The organism is Pseudoalteromonas luteoviolacea DSM 6061, assembly GCF_001625655.1.
Classification (GTDB): Bacteria; Pseudomonadota; Gammaproteobacteria; order Enterobacterales; family Alteromonadaceae; genus Pseudoalteromonas; species Pseudoalteromonas luteoviolacea.
The window spans coordinates 47,429-68,703 of sequence record NZ_AUYB01000024.1 but is presented as its reverse complement, the minus strand read 5'-3'; the positions used below and the strand labels follow the sequence as shown (position 1 = coordinate 68,703).

Genomic DNA, 21,275 nt, shown 5'->3' with positions numbered 1-21,275 from the left:
TTTCCATCATTCGTTAGACGTCAGAGTTTAGAGTAAATCTACAAATATAGGATACACACCAAATGAAAAGTCATACCCAAGCTCAAAGCTCAGTTTTTGTATGAATGCGTTACATAACTTGAGTATATTTTAAAAGGTTCGTCAGCTAAATGCACGAATTGTGATTATCTTGTTTTACCCAACTGTAAATATTTATGCGCTTTTAAACACAATATTGGGCACATCGGACAATGCATCGCATACAAAGTCAGCTTCAGCAGTACTGGCCTCATCAAATGTCTGCCCTGATCTCACCAATATTTTTGTTGTCACCCCAGCCGCTTTTGCTGCGCCTAAATCAGATACTTTGTCACCAACCATGATGCTTTGCGCCGGATCAATGTCATGGTCTTTGATCGCTTGAAGTAACATACCAGGCTCGGGCTTACGGCAATCACATGCTCGCAAGTACTTAGGTAAAGCCTTTTTGGGGTGATGAGGACAAAAATACACGCCATCAATCTCTACGTGATGCGTTGCAAATTGCTCGCACATCCATTTACTTAAAAGGCTGAATTGTTGCTCATCATAGTAACCTCTTCCAATACCTGACTGGTTTGTCACCACAATAATTTTGTACCCTCGCCTACTAAATTGCTGACATGCTTCAAACACACCCTCGATAAATTCAAACTCATCAATGGTATGCACATAGGCATGATCGTGGTTTATTACGCCATCTCTATCTAAAAAAAGTGCTTTGTGCTTCATAACTGCTCTTGTTCTACTACCGTATCAAACATAGACTTAACCGAGTCAACATCAATTTGGGCCATAAGGTTTTCCCCTTTAACGCGAGTGCCCCAAGGCAGCTCTGCGGCTGTTTTACCCTTTTGAGCAAGCAAGTTTTTATGATACACCTCAACAACATACTGTTGGTACAAATACGGTCCTGTACGCTTTGGGTTGGAGTGTGCATACAAACCTATCACTGGCGTGCCCACAGTTACCGCCATATGGGCAGGCCCTGTATCAGGAGCCAATACGAGCTTGGCTTGTTTTAACACACACAACAGTGTCTTTAACTGAGTTTTTCCTACTAAGTTAGTGATTTCACAATTTGCATGACTAATAATGGCACCGCTAAGCTCGCGCTCCATATCAGTCGGTCCGCCAGTGATAACCACATTGAACCCTTGTGATGCTGCGTAGTCAGCTAAAGCAGCATAGCGTTCTGGTAACCAGTTGCGCTCTTTTTTACTTGCAGCCGAAGAAATAACAAAGATCTTACTCATTCCCTTAAGTAGCGCTTGGGCTTGGGACTCGTGCTCTTCAGTATAAGGCATTTCCCAACTCACTTGTTCAGCGTCAGCGCCTATGGCACGGGCGAAATTGTGAAAGCCTTCTAAAACATGAGGAGCCTCTTGAGGCAAGATGCGTTGATTCACAAATAGAGAATGAAGCTCTTTCGAACGTCCTTTATCAAAACCAATCTTTACCTTTGCTGGAATCTGTAAAGCGGCAATATTTGCTCTAAATGCGACTTGCATATGAAGCAACACATCAAATTTACGACCCTTAAAATGCGATTTAAGATCTTTAAACGCCGCTTTACCGCGTTTTTTATCAAAAATAACAAATTCAACGCCAGGCAAATCGGCCAGTAACATAGCTTCTACTTTGCCTATCACCCAGGTAATCTTAGCTTGAGGGTGAGCCCTTTGAATCGCTTGTACAGCTGACACGGCATGGCATACGTCACCAATTGCAGACAACCTTAAAATACAAATAGAAGAGAGAGAATTAGACACGCAGCCCTACCAAGTAATTTTATGAACGCCCGATCTTAAATTAATCGCTCTGATTTGCAACACTTGTGCATTTTACTCTTGTCAAAAAGTCGCTAAACTTGCCGCATATTGTCCTTTGCTCTGTAAAACATGCTCAAGGTAGAAAAAACAAATAATCAGTACTTATTGTTGCCTGAAAACTCTCAGTTAGATATTCACCACAAGTGGTTTAACGTTCAGTATTGGCGCGATCAAAATGCCATTGTTACCAGTAAACAAGGTCGTGCAGCTGCTTGGTTTGTAAAGTACCATGGCGATCAAGTCGCTGTACTCAAACATTACTGGCGAGGTGGTTTGATTGGTAAGTTACTGTCCGATCAATACCTTTACACTGGTCTTGAGAATACACGTGTCTTTCAAGAGTTTAAGCTTTTATCGGCGCTAGACGCCCTTAACTTGCCTGTACCAAAGCCTATTGCAGCCAATGTCGAAGTGAGATTTGGTATTTACCGTGCCGATATCATGACAGAGGCAATTACTGGCGCTAAAAGCTTATGTGAGAAGCTGCAACAGCAAGCGCTTTCAATTCATGAGCTAACCTCTGTGGGCATTGCCATTGCTCAGTTTCATCGCAAAGGCGTTTATCACGACGACTTGAATATAAACAACATATTGTTTGATCAGGCAGGAAAGGTCTATTTGATTGACTTTGATAAAGGTAACATACGCCCTCCTGAAAAAGAGTGGCAGCAATCTAATTTAGATAGGTTAAAAAGGTCATTCAAAAAAGAAGCCGGCAAATGGCCGACATTCTTTTTTACAGAAGAAGATTGGCAAACTTTAGTGGATGCCTACCAAAATAACGTAAGTACAAACTAACTTTTGGTTAAACGCGCTTTCTTGATGACGTTAGAAGTGGAGCAGCCATCTAGGAATGACAACACTTCTACTTGTCCACCATGACTCAAAACATGATCAGCGCCGGCGATCTCTTCTACTTTATAATCGCCGCCTTTCACCAATATATCTGGGCTAATTGACGCAATAAGGTTTGCTGGTGTGTCATTTTCTTCAACTTTACCAAACGGAATTACCCAATCCACAGATGCCAATGCTGACAAAACCATCGCCCGCTCATTCAATGGATTAATTGGCCTATCCTCGCCTTTTAAACGTGCAATAGAATCATCATTGTTCAAACCGACAACGAGTCTATCACCCATCGCTTTTGCTTGCGCAAGATAACGTACATGACCAGCATGCAAAATATCAAAGCAGCCGTTCGTAAACACTATTTTTTCACCATTTTGTTTAGCAAACTCGATATGTTGCAAAACATCTTCGAATGGTGTTTGGTAGTGCTCCCCCGTCGCTCTCAAATATTGACCCAGTTTGGCGCTTAACTCTTCAGGTGAAACCGTTGCTGCCCCCAGCTTTCCAACCACAATACCTGCAGCCAAATTGGCCATTTCGACAGCATCCTTAGCACTCATTCCCGCACCAAGCATGGTCGTTAGAGTTGCAATAACGGTATCGCCAGCACCAGTTACATCACTGACCTCAAGAACTTGCGCTGGGAAATCATACTTTTCCGTTTCAGTAATTAGAGACATCCCCTGCTCTGATCGAGTGAGCAGCATCGCTTTGACCCCTGATTCCAAAATCAGCTTACGAGCGCTGTCAGTTAAAGCTTCCTCTGTTGTGGCATTACCACCTGCCAGCTTAAACTCATTCAAATTTGGCGTGATGAAGTCTGCACCTTTGTAGAATGATAAATCACTCATCTTAGGATCGACTAATACGGTTTTGCCTGCTTCTTTAGCAATTTTAATCATTGCTTGAATATCAGCCAATGCACCTTTGTTGTAATCAGAAAACAAAATAAAGTCGTAATTGTCTATTACGGCCTCTAATTGTTTTGTTAACAATCTACTGTGCTCTTTTTCAAATGGCTCTTCTAGGTCAAGCCGTACTACTTGCTGATGACGACTGATCACGCGCATCTTGGCAATGGTTGGTAATGAGTCCACGGTAACCAATTGAGAATCAATACTTTCAGCTTGAAGGATATTAACTAATTTCTCTCCGTTATCGTCTTTCCCTATCAGACCCAATAGCCCTACTTTTCCATCTAAGTGCGCGATGTTTTTGGCAACATTTGCTGCACCACCAGCTTTATCTTCCAAGCTGCTGACCTTCACCACAGGCACTGGGGCTTCTGGTGAAATCCGGCCGGTATCTCCGTGCCAGTATCGATCTAGCATCACGTCGCCTACAACTAAGACATTTGCACTGTGAAGGTTTTGTAAGGCACTCAGATTCATTTATTTTGCTCCGCAATCAACAAATCCACAGCTTCACAAAGCCAATGTCCTATAAACATATGGGCTTCCTGAATTCTCGCGGTTTCATCAAAATTAATAATGATAGGTAACTTAGCAATATCTTTAACTACACCACCTGTTCGGCCAGTTAACGCAACTGTATAGGCACCAATTTCATTGGCTGCAGCGAGCGCCAAGTTTATATTTTCACTGGTGCCTGACGTTGTTAGGCCAATAACCAGATCTTCAGGCTTACAAAGTGCCTGTACTTGTCTTTCGAAAACTGTATTAAAGTGATAGTCGTTACTGTGTGCCGTTAAGATAGATGTGTCTGTCGTCAAAGCAATCGATGCCAACGGACCACGTTCTAACTTATAACGCACGACAAACTCTGCAGCGAGATGTTGTGCATCTGCTGCACTACCACCATTACCGAACCAAATTACCTTTCCACCAGCTTGTAGTGTTTTTTGACATTGTCTAAGAAGCTCTACAGACTCATCGTGATAGTCCGCCATTTTAGAGAACAGCGCCATATGGCGATTTAAGCTGTCTAAGTAGCTGTTTGCTATTTGGTCATTAACAGACATAGTGATCCTTAATATTGTAACCAGTCCAAATACTGGACCTAACTTTTTATAATTACCCGTGTTTTACCAGTATACATTGACTGAAAGCCAAGTGTAATTCTCGCCATAAACATCTTTGCCCGCTGTGAGGCTAGTTTCTACTTGGTAACTACTAATTTTTCTAGTGTTTGACAGCTTAACTTCATTCATTTTTTTGTATTCAAAATTTTCGTTCGGCTGGTTTTCAACACTGGTTAATTTGATACTCCACATTGAATCTAAGCTTTCGAAATAGTTTACTTCTAAAACTTGACTGGTCGTCGCAACACCATGATTAAAATTGCGATGATTGCTTGCAAAGTGACCCAATACAAAGTCATCTATGCTATTGCCTTTACGCGGATATATATGATGTGTGTACCAAAGCTCGCTGATATCCGAGTATTCATATCTTAGTGATATATCTTTAGTTAACCTTGGAACATACGCACCAAAGCTCGTTACTGAATTGCCGAATAAGTAATTCTTGTGCTCACGGGTATCTTCTCCACCATGCTCAATATACCACTCCACTGGCGTTACCCAATTTGTCTTAAACGATGTAGTGACTGTTGCCCACTGGTCACCCAATTCATTGTCAGTGCCACCTGTCAATCCACTATTATCACTGCCTGCAGGGTCAAAATAAGCTTTAAAAACATCTTTAAAGTCAACTTTGCGCGGACCACCACCAAACTGCATCACTCGATTGATACCCAGCTTCCAGTTTTTTAACGGCTCTATGCTAATGTGCGTACCAGCAAGTTTTGGCGTGCCATCGTGCAGTTTGCCCTGATAATGTATTCCTTTATCTACTTGTTCCAATTCTGCATAAAATAATTCAAAGTCAAAATTCCACCAATTTTGCAAAGGTGTATTCAAACCAACTGAAACGGATAGAGGGGCTTTTGCATTGGTAGAATATACTTGAGCAGAATGCTTAAATGGCGAGAACCAATGCTCCTTGTAGCCTAGATTTAATTGCAAATTCTCTCCACCTAGTGCGTAAAAGGTGTTGTATTGAATAAGCTTTCCAGTTTCCACACGATACTCAGCACCTAACTGCATTAATGAGTTATCGCTACCACGGTAAATACCATCAAGTGATAATTCCGCGTATTCACTAGAGTAATTACCTCTGTCATTGGCAAGCCTTTGTTCATCCCCTGAATCGATGCGTAGCTTGACACCACGTCGAGTAATTGCATCTCGTTCTAAGTAGGGGGCAATACGAGCACGAATGCTTGCTTGCAATGCCGGGTCAATCTTGCCAAGTTTCACAATATGCTGATTGATTTCGGTGATACGGTAAGGCTTACTCATTGGCGTAATCGCAGTCAGCGTGAACATTTTTTCAATTTGATACTCAAGTATCTTATCTTTGCCTATAGGTAAGTAGGCGGTTGGCATTGCGAAGGCCATTGTTGAGCTCAGCCCAAGAAGAGAAACAGCAAAACATATGCTTTTAGAAATAGACAACATTTTAATTCATTCGAAATCACAACAGGGCGAGCATATTAGCAAATTTACTGCTTTTGAGCACGCTCGGTTATGTGTAAAATTGTTATAGTGATTTTCATTATTTCGTAAGCGGGTTAAAATACCCTTTTAATAGTCGCTACTCACCATGACCAGACTCTTTTACTCATTATTATTGTTACTGCTCAGCCCACTTATTGCCTTCTATCTATATCAAATCAGAGGGAAAAAAAACGCAGGTTATCGAGCTCATTTTGCTGAAAGATTTGGCCAAGTTCCAGATGCAATCTCTCCCAATGGATTTGTTATTCATTGTGCTTCAGTTGGTGAGGTGCTCGCGGCATCCCCTTTGATCAAGCGCCTGCAGGAAAACTACCCCAATGAGCGATTTTTGATCACATGCAACACGCCCACAGGCAGAGCTGAAGTTCACAAACAGTTTGGCGACACAGTTAATGTCTGCTACTTACCACTAGACCTAGCCTTTGCCGTTCGTAAATTTATCAACACCGTTCAACCCAAACTATTAATCGTGTTGGAAACCGAGCTATGGCCAAACTTATTTTACTATGCCAAGCAACATCATTGCCCTGTCACTGTGATCAATGCGCGTTTGTCACAGAAATCTTTTGAGGGCTACAAGCGATTTTCAGCTCTCAGTCATAACTTAATGAAACATATCGATGAGCTTGCAAGTCATAATGAAGAAGATGGAGCGCGTTTTATAGCATTGGGTCTTGAGGCAAGCCGCGTGCAATCGACTGGCTCTATTAAGTTTGATATTCAAATTGCTGACAGTGAAAAAAATAAACTTGCAGCTTTGCGTTCACAAATTGGCGAGCGGCCAATTTGGATTGCTGGCTCAACACACCCCAAAGAACACGAACAAGTTATTGCTGCGCATAAAACAATATTAAAAACGCATCCCAATGCATTGCTAATAATTGCACCACGCCATCCAGAGCAATTTCAGCCCGTTGCGGACTATCTTGCGCATACTTCGTTAAAATATAGTCGTCGAAGCGAAGTTTACACACCAGACTCTCAGGTGCTATTGGCAGATACGCTAGGCGAGCTCAAGTTTTTGTACGGCAGTGCTCAAATCGCGTTTGTTGGCGGGAGCTTAATTGAACGAGGCGGTCACAACCCTCTTGAGGCTGCGGCCAGTGCTGTGGGTGTTATCAGTGGACCAAGTACATACAACTTTTCACATATTTATCCAGAACTCACGGCAATGGCAGGCGCAAAAATTTGCCAAGATCAAAGCCACCTTGCAGAACTGGTTTCACAGTATTTTAGTAACCCTGCTGCTGCCCAACAGCTGGGGGAAAGTGCGTATGCCTGTTTGGCAAAAAATCAAGGGGCCATAGATCGCACGCTAAAAGTCATAGATTCACTATTGGAGCAGTAGATGTCGGAGCAAATCGTAAACTCAATGCAGAACTGGGTCAGCAAAGTCATTGTCAAATTTAACTTTTGTCCTTTTGCACGAAAAGAGGTAGAGCAGCAAACAATTCATTATCAGGTGAGCTCAGCCACATCTCATGAAGATGCTGTAATGGATATGCTGAATGAGTGCTTTGCACTGGATGCTTCACCTGAACGGGAAACAACATTACTCATATTTTCTGACGGGTTTGCACACTTTGATGATTTTCTTGACTTAGTCGACCTTGCCAATGCGATGCTCTGCGCACAAGGGTTTGAAGGAAAATACCAAATTGCCAACTTTCACCCTGATTATGTCTTTGCTGACAGTGATGAGGACGACCCAGCCAACTATACCAATCGCGCTCCTTTTCCTACCCTTCATCTTATCCGAGAAGAGAGTATGGCTTTAGCTTTAGAGCAGTACGATGACCCGGAGTCTATTCCCGACAATAATATCCGGCTAGCCAGACGAAAAGGCGAAGCTTTTTGGCAAAAACTATTGTCGCAATGTACTCCTCATCAGTAACTAAACTGATTTTACAGGCAGATGAAGCGCCATACTGGCGCTACACTTCCCCTATTTTTTTACCCACTTTCCATTAACTTGAATGTAGTGGCCAGAAGAGGTCTTTTTATAAGTCTTTTCCGCAGCCAATTTTTCAACTTGCGCCAAGCTAATCTTGTTTTTCTTGGCTAATTGTTGATATTTGGCTTTGCGTTTTTTATTAATCTCAGCAACCAGCTTCTTTACTTCAGCAGTGCCTTTGATCACACCAAGGTAACCAGCAGCATTTTCTCCTACCAAACCTTGTGTTTTTGCATCGTTAATTGACATTGCCATCACTGAAAAGCTCAAGCATGCCGCAGCAATTGTTGTCAAAATCATTTTAGCTTTCATGTTCTGGCTCCCTAGAATAATTCACTGTCTTCGCTAAATAAGTCATCTAGCTCTTTGTCTACTTTTACACGGATCTCGTGATCCACTTTCACATTTAAATTGATGGTGATTGGTTCTTTCGTCTCTACCTGCACTTTATGCGTGCATGCTGACGTCAATACAACCAACATCAAGGTTAGCATCCATTTCATGCTTTCTTGCTCCTATTTATTTAGCGCTTTCTCTACTTCATTGGTTATTTCATCACTTAAACGCAATGCCCTAAACAACTGAAAGATATTTTCGCTATGGGTGTAATTAAAGTTTATGGGTTGCTTTGCTTGCTCATTTACACCAGCAATTTCGACAGCTAAATCTAGCCACCCATCTGGCGACAATGCAACATCACTGGATAGCTTTTCGATGTCTAAATTTTCAAGCAAGCTAAACGCAGTATCTATACTGTCTTGATGAGATTTTAGTGCCTCAACAGACTCATTGTTTTCAATACTTAAAAAGCCCACATCAATATTTCGCAGTTTGCCGTTAGTAATTTCTATTTCGCCTCGCTCGATGCGCACAGGCAGTTGACCCGATATACGGCCTCTAAGCTCAACACCGGCACTTTTCCCCGCTTCAGAGATGAGCGCAAGATCCCAATTATGTGCTTCAATTAAAATACTCTGATCATCAGATGATAAATTCAATTCCTCGGCCGATATTTCACCATCAAAAATATTGGCGTGTATACCTTGCAAAGACAGTGAATCTTGCTTTGTTACAAGCTGAGCTGACAATCCCGTCAGAACTGCGCCAGAGCGAATTTCGGTTACATTGAGCGTTGTCTCAGCTAGAGCCAACCGGCCTTCCTCATACTCTCCCTGTATTGGAAAATTGATACCATGGAGATAGTGAGAGTCATACAAAACTCCAGCATCTGCTAGATCTAACGTAAATTGGTAGTGCTGAGTCGCTAAGTCGCCTATTGCTTTAGCCGATATAATGCCTTCACTCAATTGTATTTGAGGCGATAGCTGCCTCACAATAGGCTGCAAAGCCAAAAAGCTTTGTTCTGGTACATCAACAGCCACTTGGTTAATTTCACCATCCAGCGTATGTGCAATTTTCATTTCAAAATCATCAATATGAGCAATATGCTGGAGTTTTACAGCGTCTTGCATGGTGCCCGATGTTGTCAAAACGATATCCCTAAAAGACAATGCAGGGTTTGCAATTAATCCTAGATGCATTTCACCATCAACTTGCGCAGTCACACCCTTTTTAGTCACTTGCCCAGATAGACTCATTGTCTGGTTAATGTCTTTGCCTCTTACCTCATGGTGCTTAAATGATCCCAGATCTAACTCAGTTTTAGCAGTTAGCGCTCCAAGCGCATCCAGCTTTGCTTCCCCTCGAAGCAAGATATGCTTACCCGATAAAGTTTGCAGTTGATAACGCTCGGCTGCTAATTGCATGTCAAATTTATCAACAATGATTGGCCAAAGCTCATTTGCACTGTTTCTTGTTGAATCGATTGTCGATTCGGCTTTCATATTTAACTCGGCATTTTCTAGCTGCACATTGTGAATAATCGCTTTACCAACTGTCAGCTGAGAGCTCAATTCAAGTAACAATAATTGCGATTGTTCCCCTGATAGTTTAAATGCTCCCTGATTCACCACATCACTGAATTCGATGTTATTCGGCAAATTTAACTGTTGATTACTGGCTATCCAGTCACCTGAGAATTCAAGCTCCGGTGCTTCATAGCGAAACGCAGCTTGTAAACCTATTAATCCGCCCCCTAGCCCATGATGATTCAACTCTAGCCTTCCTTGAGCCGTTTGATTGCCAAGATTCACTTGCAAAGTGTCTAACTGAATATCTGTTTGACTGCTGGAGTCTGCTATCCTCAAACTCGGTAGGGTAATTTCTGACTTATTGATATGAAAATTTTGTGTGCTCAATACTGACCAGGTTTCACCCAGTTTTACCTCAGCCAAATCTTGTTGAAGACCTATAAAACTTTTGCAATGTGACAGGTTTATATCCAAGGGTAAAGATGCCACATTTACATCGCCTTTAGCTTGGTTTAAGTCCCAATCGCCAGTGACGTTTCCACGGCCTAATAGTTCTATTTCACATCGTGCTTCCTGTTGGTAATTGGCTCTGAAGTTAAGATATGCATCATAATTAATACTCATACCATCTGTAGATAAATGAAGCTTTCCCGATAGCGCTTTAATTGGCTCTGGTAAATAAGGCGCCAGAACATTGCTCGTTAAGTCAAAATCTACAGTCAAGTTGTCGGCGAATAACTCAAGCTTGGCAATAACATCGCCACTTAATGCAAACTGATTTAACCTCATCTCGGTGACAGAAGTATTTAGGGGCTTTTTTAAAAGATGAGAACTTACACGCAATTGATTGATGTTAACCAGTGGACGACGCTCATTTATTGGTAATTTAAGCTTTTGCGACTCACTATTGTCGATATTTTTTTGAATCTTCTTGTGCTCAACTGCCAACGCACTAATATCAATTTGCTCAGGGGTTGCTGTAATGTTTTCCCCCTTCGCCTTGAAATCATCATTCTCAAAACAAACTTCGCTTATTTCAACCTCTGTTAAGCCAGCAAAGGCCCAATCCAAACATGTTATCTGCCCTTGCGGCAGAGCATACTTGGCAACTACCAAACTCAGTGGCACACGACAGAAATAAAGTATGATTAGTGTCAGTAGCAAAGCCATCACTGTGACTAAAACATTGCGGCGCATTTGTTCCTAGATAAATTAGCGACTTAAGGCTGTTAGTGTAAGCCATCACTGAAACAATGTAATGTAGAACTAAGTAAGAAGTTGTAAAATAGACACAAAGGAGGCAATAAAAATTTGGACTTTTCGACAAGCCCGAATTCAATGTTGCTTTGAAGCATGGCCACACCATGCAAATAGATGAAGAGTATGACTTACGAAGAAGTTATTAGGCAAATAGAAACCTATGGAGCAGGCTGGTTTGTGGAAAAAGAGTGGCTGAAGACCTATAAAAAGAAAATATAAGAAGACGAATGACTATGTCTGAGCAAGTAAATCTAGCCGAGTAACCCTTGCTCTATAAACTGTGATTGGAGAGGTGCATTTGAAATTGCCTTACTCAACCACTTTTGGAGTAAGGGAACGTTGTTAAGTGTGGGAATGTAGCCTAATCCAACTTTCACCTGTGCATAGCGGAACACGCTCACCCGAGGACTCTCATCGCTCCACTCTTAATAAAAAAAGGCCACCGAAGTGACCTTTTTTCATCAAACTAAATGATTAGCCTATATTTTTTCTAGCGTTGCGGAACATGCGCATCCATGGGCTATCTTCTTTCCACTCATCTGGGTGCCAAGAGTTAGCGACTGCACGGAATACACGCTCTGGGTGTGGCATCATCACTGTTGCGCGGCCATCTGTTGAGGTGATACCAGTAATACCTTCAGGTGAACCATTCGGGTTATTCGGATACTGTGTCGTTGGCTGACCAAAGTTATCAACGTACTGAACTGCTACTGTGCCAGACTCAAGTGCCGCCTTAACTGCTGCGTCGTTTGCAAACTCAGCATGACCTTCACCGTGAGATACTGCGATTGGCATGCGAGAGCCTGCCATGCCTTGGAAGAATACTGACGGGCTTTCTTGTACTTCAACAAGGCTGAAACGCGCTTCAAAACGCTCTGACTTGTTGGTTACAAAACGTGGCCAGTGTTCAGTACCAGGGATCAGCTCTTTCAATGTTGATAGCATCTGACAACCGTTACACACACCTAAGCTGAACGTGTCTTGACGCTCAAAGAATGTTTGGAACTGATCGCGTGCCATATCATTGAATAGAATTGACTTAGCCCAGCCTTCACCGGCACCTAGTACGTCACCGTAAGAGAAACCACCACATGCGACAAGGCCTTTAAATTCTTCTAGCGTTAGGCGACCTTCAAGGATGTCACTCATGTGTACGTCAACGGCTGCAAAGCCTGCACGGTTAAACGCGGCTGCCATTTCAACGTGTGAGTTAACACCTTGCTCGCGAAGGATTGCCATCTTAGGCTTAGCACCCGTTGCAATGTAAGGTGCAGCGACGTCTTCATTTAAGTCGAAGCTCAAGTTTACGTTAAGACCTAGATCTTTCTCGTCAAACTTAGCATCAAATTCTTGCTTAGCACACTCAGGGTTATCACGAAGTGCTTGCATTTTGTAAGTCGTTTCAGCCCAAATAGTACGAAGTTCTGTACGTGTATTGGCAAGTACTGCTTCCCCACCACGGTTGAAGATAACTTTGTCTTCGGTGTTTAGTGTACCGATAGTGTGGCTGATTGCTGCAATGCCGTTATCAGCTAACACAGCTTCAACTGCAGCAAGGTCAGAGTTGCGAACCTGAATTACTGCACCTAGCTCTTCGTTGTAAAGCGCTTCGATGTCAGAACCTGTTAGGCTATCAAGGTTTACAGTTACACCTGTACGGCCTGCGAATGCCATTTCAGCAACGGTTGTGAATAAGCCACCATCTGAACGGTCGTGGTAAGCAAGTAGCTTCTCGTCAGCGACAAGTGCTTGCATCGCGTTGTAGAAGCCTTTTAATAGCTCTGGGCTATCAACGTCAGGCGTCTTGTCACCAAGCTGCTTGTAAACCTGTGCAAGGCTTGATGCACCCATACGGTTTTGACCTGCACCTAAATCAACAAGGATCAGGCTTGAATCACCTTTATCAGTACGAAGCTGAGGTGTTACTGTTTTACGAATGTCTTCTACACGGCCAAATGCAGTGATAACAAGAGAAAGTGGCGCTGTAACCGCTTTGTCTTCACCGTCGTCTTGCCATGTGGTCTTCATCGACATTGAATCTTTACCAACAGGAATCGTTAGGCCAAGTGCAGGACATAACTCTTCACCTACCGCTTTTACTGCTTCGTAAAGACCAGCATCTTCACCTGGGTGACCCGCTGCTGCCATCCAGTTTGCAGATAGCTTAATGTTCTCAAGACCACCAATGTTTGCGCCTGCAATGTTCGTTAACGCTTCTGCGACTGCTAAACGTGCAGATGCACCATAGTTTAGAAGTGCCGCTGGGGTACGCTCACCCATTGACATCGCTTCACCGTGGTAAGTGTCAAACGCTGCTGCTGTTACCGCACAGTTAGCAACTGGTACCTGCCAAGGGCCAACCATCTGGTCACGAGCTACTAAACCTGTCACCGTACGGTCACCAATTGTGATAAGGAATGTTTTCTCAGCAATTGTCGGTAGACGAAGTAAACGCTTAGCGGCATCGAGTACGTCGATGCTGTCTGTTTTAAGTGCTTCACCAGATACTTGCTTTGACTCAACGTCACGGTGCATCTTAGGTGCTTTGCCAAGTAGTACTTCAAGCGGAAGATCGACTGGGTTGTTATCGAAGTGGCTGTCTGCAACGGTTAGGTGACGTTCTTCAGTTGCTTCACCGATTACCGCGTATTGTGCACGCTCACGCTTACAGATTTCTTCGAAACGAGCGAAGTCTTCTGCCGCTACTGCAAGTACGTAACGTTCTTGTGATTCATTACACCAGATCTCGTGTGGTGCCATGCCCGGCTCATCATTAGGGATGTTACGTAGTTGGAATTTACCACCACGGCCACCGTCGTCTACTAGCTCAGGGAATGCATTTGAAAGACCACCCGCGCCCACATCGTGGATAAACGCAATTGGGTTTTCGTCGCCTAGCTGCCAACACTTGTCGATAACTTCCTGACAACGACGCTCCATTTCTGGGTTTTCACGTTGTACAGAAGCAAAGTCCAAATCCTCGTTTGACTGACCAGAAGCCATTGATGATGCAGCACCACCACCAAGACCGATGTTCATCGCAGGACCACCAAGGGCTACTAGCTTAGCGCCGACTGGGATTTCACCTTTTTGAACATGCTCAGTACGGATGTTACCAAGACCACCTGCAAGCATAATTGGCTTGTGATAACCACGTACTTCTTCACCATTGTGGCTGTTAACTTTTTCTTCGTAAGTACGGAAGTAACCAAGTAGGTTAGGACGACCAAATTCGTTGTTGAACGCCGCGCCGCCTAGTGGACCGTCGATCATGATGTCTAGTGCATCAACGATACGACCAGGCTTACCGAAGTTAGTTTCCCAAGGCTGTTCAAAGCCTGGAATGCGAAGGTTAGATACGGTAAAACCAACAAGACCGGCTTTTGGCTTAGAACCACGGCCAGTTGCACCTTCATCACGAATCTCACCACCAGAACCCGTTGATGCACCAGAGAATGGTGCAATCGCAGTTGGGTGGTTGTGGGTTTCAACCTTCATCAAGATTTCAATGTTTTCTTGATTGTAGCTGTACTCACCTTCTTTATTAGGGAAGAAACGGCCCGCTTTAGAACCCTTCATTACCGCTGCGTTATCTTTATAAGCAGACAGTACGTTTTCTGGGTGTGTTTCGAATGTGTTTTTGATCATTTTGAACAGCGACTTAGGCTGCTGCTCACCGTCGATAGTCCAATCGGCGTTGAATATTTTGTGACGACAGTGCTCAGAGTTCGCCTGTGCGAACATGAATAGCTCGATGTCGTTCGGGTTACGACCTAGTTTAGTGAAGTTTTCAACTAAGTAATCAATTTCGTCATCCGCTAATGCAAAACCTTGCTCTACGTTTGCAGTAACAAGCGCTTCACGGCCACCGCCTAGAATGTCGACTGATGACATTGGACGCGGCTCTTCAACACGGAATAGCTGGCCCGCATCTTCTAACTGGCTGTGCACTGACTCAGTCATGCGGTCATGAAGCAGCTTAGAAACTTCAGTTAGTTGCGCGGTGTTTAGCTCGCCTTCAACATAGTACGCAATACCACGCTCAACACGGTGAACCTTATCAAGGCCACAGTTATTGGCGATATCAGTCGCTTTTGATGCCCATGGTGAAATAGTACCAATGCGAGGAGTCACTAATACCAGTGTGCCCTCTGGCGTATGCTCAACGGCAGTTGGTCCATACGTTAATAGCTTGCTCAGTTTATCTAACTCTGCTTCTGTAAGTTCAGCAGTTAAGTCAGCAAAATGCATGAACTCAGCATAAACACCAGTAACAGGTAATTCTGCATCCGCGCAGCTTTTAAGTATCTTTTGGACTTTAAAATCAGAAAGTGCAGGTGCACCACGTAGGATTAACATAGATATTTCATCCGGGGTTAAGGATTGAACGATATTTTGGGCCGCTATTATAGTCGAATTGACGCACAGATTTAACTCAAAATTGTCATTTATCGAAAAAAACCCTCTTCACAAATTTACACATAACTGCGAGCATACAATTTAGCGGATATGTTTTGCGCTTTAACCTTTGTCTTTCTACTTCTAACGAGATAATTTACAAGGGTATTTCAAGACTAAGAAATAAACCGAATCAGGATGGGTATGGTAATTTTTAGGTTGTTTAGCTTCGTTTCAATTTGTTTACTGAGCATATTTCTCATAGGTTGTGATAAAACACCGCCCAACCAATTGCAGCAAATTAAGGCGAATAACACGCTAAAAGTAGGTACCTTAGTCGGTCCTGCAACTTATTATCAGGGCCACACTGAAGCTGAAGGGTTTGAATTCGAGTTGGCTGGTGCTTTTGCACAGGAGCTCGATGTTAAATTAGAAGTCATTCCCTTTTTCAACTTAGAGAAGCTTTTTTTGAGTCTAGAGCGGGGCCAATTAGATATTGTGGCATCCGGGATCAGCTTCCATCCGAGCCGCGCAGAAACTTTTCGCTTTGGCCCATATTATCGTCAGATAAGCCAAAAGTTAGTATATAAACAGGGAAAAAAAAGGCCTAGGCACTTTGGTCAACTTGAAGCCCCCGTTACCGTACTTGCCAACAGCCATCATGTATTATCGTTACAAGAAGCTAAGACACAATTTCCCGAGCTTCAATGGCAGACAACCACATTACTCGACCAAGAGGAGTTGCTACTCGGTATCCTCAACAATGAAATTGATTATACCATCGTCGATTCACATTCATTGGCGTTATTTCGACGCTATCACCCTAATCTGAGTATTGCTTTTTCGGTTACGCAATCAGATCCAATCGCTTGGGTTATGAAACGCAGAGCGGATGACTCTCTTTACGCCCTTCTCATGCCTTTTTTCGCAAAAATGCAAAGCAATGGTCAATTGGCGATGTTGGAAGAGAAGTACTTTGGCCATGTAACTCGCTTCAATTATGTCAATACAGTCGCTTTTGTAGAGGCCAGTAAACAAACTTTACCTAAGTATGTTGATTGGTTTAAAACATACGCCAAGCAGTATGAACTAGATTGGCGACTATTAGCGGCACTTAGCTACCAGGAGTCAATGTGGAACCCCAGAGCCAAGTCTCCAACCGGTGTGCGTGGCATCATGATGCTCACGCAAAATACCGCTAAAAGTGTCGGCGTTAAGCATCGATTAAAACCAGAACAAAATATTCGAGGTGGTGCCCGCTATCTCGCAAATTTAATTTCGCGCGTTCCGGAAGACGTGAGCAACCCAGACAAAACTTGGTTGGCACTTGCCGCGTATAACGTGGGTATGGGGCATGTGCGTGACGCACTGAAATTAACCGCACAGCAAGGGGGCGATCCAAACAGCTGGGCGGATGTTAAAAAACGACTACCACTGCTGACAAAAAAGCGCTACTATCGAAGCACAAGATATGGATATGCGCGTGGCGATGTTGCTGTACATTACGTTGATAACATACGTCGCTACTTTGACGCTCTAGTCTGGTTAGACGAAAATGGGGCGCTTCCTTTCAGCTCTGGCGAATAAATTGCATCCCAGCATCGTTGTCATAAGCCTGTCACATTAAGCAGGTATTTCTTGTCACGCGTAAGTTTTTTCTCTCTCACAAAGGAGGTTCTGATGCTTAGAAGACGTCGAACTCATCAATTTAAACGCAATACTCGCAATACAAACCCGAATCGTCGCCGCGTAATGCTTAAAAACATCCACAAAAAAATCTTATTACGCCGCCGTATATATTCACTACTTCAACTGGCGGCAGACACCAAAACGGCTCAATCCTGAGCCGTATGAGTTTGCTGAGCTTGGCGCGCTTTTTTCGCTGCTTTATGCTCTTTTCGTCTACGTTTAAAGAAGTTTGATAACTTCTCGCCACATTCTTTAGCAAGTACACCTGAGGTGACTTCAGGTTGGTGATTTAATTGCGACTCTTGCAACAAGTTCATCACCGAGCCTGCTGCGCCTGTTTTCGCATCGCTCGCACCATAAACCACTCGCTTGACACGCCCGTGAACCAGCATTCCTGCACACATTGGGCAAGGTTCTAAAGTGACGTATAAAGTGCAATCAATAAGCCGATAGTTTTGAATCTTCTTTCCAGCTTCTCGAATAGCCATCATTTCGGCATGTGCAGATGGGTCATGATGCCCAATCGAGCGATTCCACCCAGCCCCAACAAGTTCACCGTTTTGCACAACCACAGCCCCAACGGGAATTTCATTTTCTGCTTCGGCTTTATCTGCATAGCTCAGCGCTTGGCGCATCCAGTACTCGTCTTGCTCTTGGATAGTCATACTTAAAATTGCAATGTAAATTTGGACTTTAGTATACCAGCTTCCCGTTGAGAAACCGCTCGGTTACAGAATTATTGCTAAAATTACCAAATTACCATGGCTCACCAATATAAAATTAGGCTATAATTCGCCGCTTTTTTTATTTAATGAGCTCACAACACACGGGTAAAACATGAAATTTCCGGGACACCGTAGGCATAAACATTATTTTCCAGTGGAAGATAAAGACCCACTTATTAACCACTTAAATGCTGAAGATCGCTTAAAGCGCAACTATATTTGCGGCATTGATCAAATCGTTGTTGATATTGAAGCCAAAGTCGATCAAGCGTTTTTAGATGAGTTTCATCTTCAACGTGGTATGTCACAAGTCATAGACAATGATGTCACCAATGCGCTCTACGAGCGTTTGAAGCGTGATGACATGATTGACTACGAATTTGCTGGCGGCACCATTGGCAACACCATGCACAACTACTCAGTTCTAGCAGATGACCGCTCAGTTTTGCTGGGCGTAATGAGTGAAAGTATTGAAATTGGTAGCTATGCGTATAAGTTTTTGTGTAACACGTCTAGCCGCGTCGACTTAGATCACTTACAGCCGGTTGCAGGCCCAATTGGTCGCTGCTTCACTTTAATTGATGATAGTGGTGAAAGAACATTTGCTATTAGTGCTGGTTTAATGAACTACTTAAAACCAGAGTCTATTAGCCAGTCATTGATCGAAAATGCCTCTGCTTTGGTGATCAGCGCATACTTAATGCGAACCAAAGGGGACGAAACGATGACCCAGGCAACCATGCAAGCGGTAGAGTACGCTAACCAAGCTGGTGTCCCTGTAGTACTGACTCTTGGCACGAAGTTTTTGATCGAGCAGGACCCTCAATGGTGGGCTGAGTTCGTCGAAAAGCACGTTGATATTCTTGCTATGAATGAAGAAGAAGGCGAAGCTATCACCGGGTTTGACGATCCGCTAATGGCTGCCGATAAAGCCCTTGACTGGGTTGACCTTGTCATTTGCACAGCAGGCCCTACTGGTCTTTATATGGCAGGTTATGTGGAGGAAGACATGAAGCGCGAAACGGAGTATCCCCTTTTACCGGGTGCTATTCCAGAGTTCAACCGCTATGAGTTTTCACGTGCAATGCGTAAATCTCGCTGTGAGAAGCCTGTTCGTGTTTACAGCCATACCGCACCTTATATGGGCGGACCTGACACAATTAAAAACACCAATGGCGCTGGAGATTGTGCATTAGCGGCAGTATTACACGACTTGTCGGCAAATGTTTATCACCGTTTAAACGTACCCAACTCAGCTAAGCATGAGCAGTCCGCTATCACTTACTCTTCGCTAGCGCAAATTAGTAAGTATGCCAACCGCGCAAGCTTTGAAGTGCTGGTGCAGCACTCACCAAGATTATCTCGCGGTCTGCCAGAAAGAGAAGACTCTTTAGAGCAATCTTACTGGGACCAATAAACCTAAATAGCGCGATAAATATCGCGCTATTATCGGCGTTAGAAAATTGCTGTGCCGAGCTCCTCAGCAAGAAACTCTAACGCCGCAATACCCGCAACAGAATTCCCTACTTTATCAAGCCCTGGTGACCATACGGCAATAGTAAACCGTCCTGGTACAACAGCGATTATCGCCCCTGAAACACCTGACTTTCCAGGCATACCCACACGGTAACCAAAGTCACCTGCTGCATCATAAAGGCCGCTGGTGAACAGCAAAGAATTCAATTGTTTCACCTGTTTAGCTGGTAATATTTGCTGTTTTGTCTGGGTACAAACGCCGCTATTAGACAAATACGAGAAGCACTTTGCCAACTCCGCAACATTCAATTCAATGGCACAAAAGTTAAAGTATGACCACAACACTTCTTCAACTTCATTATTAAAATTGCCAAATGACTTCATTAAGTACGCCATCGCAGCATTGCGGTATCGATGTTCATATTCGGACTGAGCAACCACTTTATTAATAGATAACTTCGGATTACCAGTTTGCATTCGATAACTTTCAAGCATGGTGTGAATAGGCGCACTCAAACGCGAGTATAATGCATCACATGTCACAATCGCCCCAGCATTAATAAAGGGGTTTCGTGGAATGCCATTTTCAAATTCAAGCTGAGTGAGCGAGTTGAATGCAGTACCTGACGGCTCTTTTCCTACTCTTTGCCATAACTCATCACCATATCGCTGCAAAGCCAACGTCAGAGTCATTACTTTTGACACTGACTGCACCGTAAATTTGGCATCACATGCCCCTGCGCAAAAAGTCTCACCAGCTTGGGTTTGTATTGCTATTGCAAACTGTCCCAAGTGCTGCTCAGCCAAAGCAGGAATGTAATCGGCTACTTGCCCCTGAGATAAGAATGGCTGCACATGCGAAACGGTGCGCTCTAATATTGATTGATAATCTGTCATACCAAAAATGCAAAAGTCACAATGGCTGGAGTGTAACAAATGCATTTATTAGCAGCCATAAAAAAGCCGCTGAAATCGCGAGTTTTCAGCGGCTTTTTTCTTGTTTCTTTACATCACTTAGCAAATAGCTCTTTGATGTTCACAAGGTCTGACTTACCAGCTATTAATTCATCAGGAGTAAGCCCTGAAAGCTCATGTGGAAATACCAACCACTCGTCAGACTCGTGGATATAATAGTCTGGCGTCATAGGCACTTTTTTATTGGTCGGTTTATAGTACGGACAAGCAACACGAATATCTTTGGGTAAATTTAAACGCATTAGCTCTCCTAGCTTTTCGCGAAGCGCATAAATGCTTCTACCAGAATCAAATACATCATCAACAATCAATAAGGAATCATCTGCGTTGGCATTTTCTATGATGTAATGCAAACCGTGTACTTTGATCTCTTTAGATTGCTGGCCTATGCCATAATATGACGAAGTACGAACTGCGATGTGGTCGGTTTCGATGCCTTTGTAGTCATAATACTCTTGCACAGCGATCCCAATAGGTGCGCCCCCTCGCCAAATACCAATGATAAAATCAGGACGGAACCCATCTTCATAAACTTGAGCTGCTAGGCGGAAAGAATCCTCTAGTAATTGTTGCGCTGTAATGTAGCACTTCTCAGACATAAAAACCCCGTATTGTCAGTGCGAGCTTCACCTAGATTTAAGTGTCACTCTGAACAAGAATAACTTATAACCGTGTATTCTAGCC

The 21,275-nt window shown here is 43.4% G+C and carries 18 protein-coding genes; 6 read left to right on the top strand and 12 right to left on the bottom strand.

Features of this window, described 5'->3' with window-relative positions; genetic code table 11:
- Positions 1 to 192: 192 nt before the first annotated feature.
- Both gmhB and N475_RS01565 read right to left on the bottom strand, forming a co-directional pair.
- Complete coding sequence (gene gmhB / locus N475_RS01570) at positions 193 to 750, bottom strand: D-glycero-beta-D-manno-heptose 1,7-bisphosphate 7-phosphatase (RefSeq protein ID WP_063359401.1); 558 nt, start codon at positions 748 to 750, stop codon at positions 193 to 195.
- Positions 747 to 1,790 carry a glycosyltransferase family 9 protein gene (locus N475_RS01565; protein ID WP_063359402.1) on the bottom strand — a complete coding sequence of 348 codons (1,044 nt, stop codon included), beginning with the start codon at positions 1,788 to 1,790 and terminating at the stop codon, positions 747 to 749. The genes gmhB and N475_RS01565 overlap by 4 nt, the downstream gene beginning before the upstream one ends.
- A gap of 129 nt (positions 1,791 to 1,919) precedes the next feature.
- On the opposite strand from N475_RS01565, the gene N475_RS01560 reads away from it, so the two are divergent.
- Positions 1,920 to 2,648, top strand: a complete 729-nt coding sequence (locus N475_RS01560) for a 3-deoxy-D-manno-octulosonic acid kinase (protein ID WP_063359403.1) — start codon at positions 1,920 to 1,922, stop codon at positions 2,646 to 2,648.
- On the opposite strand, the gene hldE is transcribed toward N475_RS01560, so the two are convergent.
- The 3 genes from hldE to N475_RS01545 all read right to left on the bottom strand — a co-directional run bounded on the left by hldE (position 2,645) and on the right by N475_RS01545 (position 6,183).
- A complete protein-coding gene (gene hldE, locus N475_RS01555) occupies positions 2,645 to 4,093 on the bottom strand; it encodes a bifunctional D-glycero-beta-D-manno-heptose-7-phosphate kinase/D-glycero-beta-D-manno-heptose 1-phosphate adenylyltransferase HldE (RefSeq protein ID WP_063359404.1) in 1,449 nt (482 codons plus the stop codon). The two genes, N475_RS01560 and hldE, sit on opposite strands and share 4 nt — an antisense overlap.
- Entirely contained in the window at positions 4,090 to 4,683 is a 594-nt protein-coding gene (locus N475_RS01550) for a D-sedoheptulose-7-phosphate isomerase (protein WP_063359405.1), read from the bottom strand. The genes hldE and N475_RS01550 overlap by 4 nt, the downstream gene beginning before the upstream one ends.
- 63 nt (positions 4,684 to 4,746) lie before the next feature.
- Positions 4,747 to 6,183 (bottom strand): capsule assembly Wzi family protein, encoded by a 1,437-nt coding sequence (locus tag N475_RS01545; protein ID WP_227008380.1) that lies wholly within the window; start codon positions 6,181 to 6,183, stop codon positions 4,747 to 4,749.
- A gap of 145 nt (positions 6,184 to 6,328) precedes the next feature.
- Here N475_RS01545 and waaA point away from each other — a divergent pair, with 145 nt between their 5' ends.
- Entirely contained in the window at positions 6,329 to 7,591 is a 1,263-nt protein-coding gene (waaA, locus tag N475_RS01540) for a lipid IV(A) 3-deoxy-D-manno-octulosonic acid transferase (protein WP_063364569.1), read from the top strand.
- The gene (locus N475_RS01535; RefSeq protein ID WP_063359407.1) at positions 7,592 to 8,137 is read left to right on the top strand and encodes a DUF1415 domain-containing protein; all 546 of its coding nucleotides are present in this window, start codon (positions 7,592 to 7,594) and stop codon (positions 8,135 to 8,137) included.
- Positions 8,138 to 8,188: 51 nt separating this feature from the next.
- On the opposite strand, the gene N475_RS01530 is transcribed toward N475_RS01535, so the two are convergent.
- The 4 genes from N475_RS01530 to purL all read right to left on the bottom strand — a co-directional run bounded on the left by N475_RS01530 (position 8,189) and on the right by purL (position 15,687).
- Positions 8,189 to 8,509, bottom strand: a complete 321-nt coding sequence (locus N475_RS01530; RefSeq protein WP_063364568.1) for a YdbL family probable chaperone protein — start codon at positions 8,507 to 8,509, stop codon at positions 8,189 to 8,191.
- Between the two features lie 11 nt (positions 8,510 to 8,520).
- Positions 8,521 to 8,700, bottom strand: coding sequence for a YnbE family lipoprotein (locus N475_RS01525; protein WP_063359409.1), 180 nt, complete (start codon positions 8,698 to 8,700; stop codon positions 8,521 to 8,523).
- A gap of 12 nt (positions 8,701 to 8,712) precedes the next feature.
- Complete coding sequence (locus N475_RS01520) at positions 8,713 to 11,265, bottom strand: intermembrane phospholipid transport YdbH family protein (RefSeq protein WP_063364567.1); 2,553 nt, start codon at positions 11,263 to 11,265, stop codon at positions 8,713 to 8,715.
- Between the two features lie 537 nt (positions 11,266 to 11,802).
- Positions 11,803 to 15,687: a phosphoribosylformylglycinamidine synthase gene (gene purL, locus N475_RS01515; RefSeq protein ID WP_063364566.1), complete on the bottom strand. Its 3,885-nt coding sequence runs from the start codon at positions 15,685 to 15,687 to the stop codon at positions 11,803 to 11,805.
- A 243-nt stretch (positions 15,688 to 15,930) separates the two neighbouring features.
- Here purL and mltF point away from each other — a divergent pair, with 243 nt between their 5' ends.
- On the top strand, positions 15,931 to 17,313 hold the full coding sequence (mltF, locus tag N475_RS01510; RefSeq protein WP_063359462.1) for a membrane-bound lytic murein transglycosylase MltF: 1,383 nt from the start codon (positions 15,931 to 15,933) through the stop codon (positions 17,311 to 17,313).
- 93 nt (positions 17,314 to 17,406) lie between these two features.
- On the top strand, positions 17,407 to 17,571 hold the full coding sequence (locus tag N475_RS25810; RefSeq protein ID WP_169809456.1) for a hypothetical protein: 165 nt from the start codon (positions 17,407 to 17,409) through the stop codon (positions 17,569 to 17,571).
- Here the strand turns inward: N475_RS25810 and tadA are convergent.
- A complete protein-coding gene (tadA, locus tag N475_RS01505) occupies positions 17,562 to 18,080 on the bottom strand; it encodes a tRNA adenosine(34) deaminase TadA (RefSeq protein WP_063359412.1) in 519 nt (172 codons plus the stop codon). The genes N475_RS25810 and tadA overlap by 10 nt on opposite strands.
- Positions 18,081 to 18,252: 172 nt before the next feature.
- Between tadA and N475_RS01500 the strand changes: the two genes are divergently transcribed.
- Complete coding sequence (locus N475_RS01500; protein ID WP_063359413.1) at positions 18,253 to 19,557, top strand: inosine/guanosine kinase; 1,305 nt, start codon at positions 18,253 to 18,255, stop codon at positions 19,555 to 19,557.
- 38 nt (positions 19,558 to 19,595) lie between these two features.
- On the opposite strand, the gene glsB is transcribed toward N475_RS01500, so the two are convergent.
- Together glsB and N475_RS01490 are read right to left on the bottom strand one after the other, a co-directional pair.
- Positions 19,596 to 20,513, bottom strand: coding sequence for a glutaminase B (glsB, locus tag N475_RS01495; protein WP_063359463.1), 918 nt, complete (start codon positions 20,511 to 20,513; stop codon positions 19,596 to 19,598).
- Between the two features lie 113 nt (positions 20,514 to 20,626).
- Entirely contained in the window at positions 20,627 to 21,190 is a 564-nt protein-coding gene (locus N475_RS01490) for a phosphoribosyltransferase (RefSeq protein WP_063364565.1), read from the bottom strand.
- Between the last annotated feature and the right edge of the window lie 85 nt (positions 21,191 to 21,275).

Bases quoted from the DNA above. Each gene is read 5' to 3' on its own strand.
- gmhB (WP_063359401.1), bottom strand. From the start codon at position 750: ATGAAGCACAAAGCACTTTTTTTAGATAGAGATGGCGTAATAAACCAC.
- N475_RS01560 (WP_063359403.1), top strand. From the start codon at position 1,920: ATGCTCAAGGTAGAAAAAACAAATAATCAGTACTTATTGTTGCCTGAA.
- hldE (WP_063359404.1), bottom strand. From the start codon at position 4,093: ATGAATCTGAGTGCCTTACAAAACCTTCACAGTGCAAATGTCTTAGTT.
- N475_RS01550 (WP_063359405.1), bottom strand. From the start codon at position 4,683: ATGTCTGTTAATGACCAAATAGCAAACAGCTACTTAGACAGCTTAAAT.
- N475_RS01545 (WP_227008380.1), bottom strand. From the start codon at position 6,183: ATGTTGTCTATTTCTAAAAGCATATGTTTTGCTGTTTCTCTTCTTGGG.
- waaA (WP_063364569.1), top strand. From the start codon at position 6,329: ATGACCAGACTCTTTTACTCATTATTATTGTTACTGCTCAGCCCACTT.
- N475_RS01535 (WP_063359407.1), top strand. From the start codon at position 7,592: ATGTCGGAGCAAATCGTAAACTCAATGCAGAACTGGGTCAGCAAAGTC.
- N475_RS01530 (WP_063364568.1), bottom strand. From the start codon at position 8,509: ATGAAAGCTAAAATGATTTTGACAACAATTGCTGCGGCATGCTTGAGC.
- N475_RS01525 (WP_063359409.1), bottom strand. From the start codon at position 8,700: ATGAAATGGATGCTAACCTTGATGTTGGTTGTATTGACGTCAGCATGC.
- N475_RS01520 (WP_063364567.1), bottom strand. From the start codon at position 11,265: ATGCGCCGCAATGTTTTAGTCACAGTGATGGCTTTGCTACTGACACTA.
- purL (WP_063364566.1), bottom strand. From the start codon at position 15,687: ATGTTAATCCTACGTGGTGCACCTGCACTTTCTGATTTTAAAGTCCAA.
- mltF (WP_063359462.1), top strand. From the start codon at position 15,931: ATGGTAATTTTTAGGTTGTTTAGCTTCGTTTCAATTTGTTTACTGAGC.
- N475_RS25810 (WP_169809456.1), top strand. From the start codon at position 17,407: ATGCTTAGAAGACGTCGAACTCATCAATTTAAACGCAATACTCGCAAT.
- tadA (WP_063359412.1), bottom strand. From the start codon at position 18,080: ATGACTATCCAAGAGCAAGACGAGTACTGGATGCGCCAAGCGCTGAGC.
- N475_RS01500 (WP_063359413.1), top strand. From the start codon at position 18,253: ATGAAATTTCCGGGACACCGTAGGCATAAACATTATTTTCCAGTGGAA.
- glsB (WP_063359463.1), bottom strand. From the start codon at position 20,513: ATGACAGATTATCAATCAATATTAGAGCGCACCGTTTCGCATGTGCAG.
- N475_RS01490 (WP_063364565.1), bottom strand. From the start codon at position 21,190: ATGTCTGAGAAGTGCTACATTACAGCGCAACAATTACTAGAGGATTCT.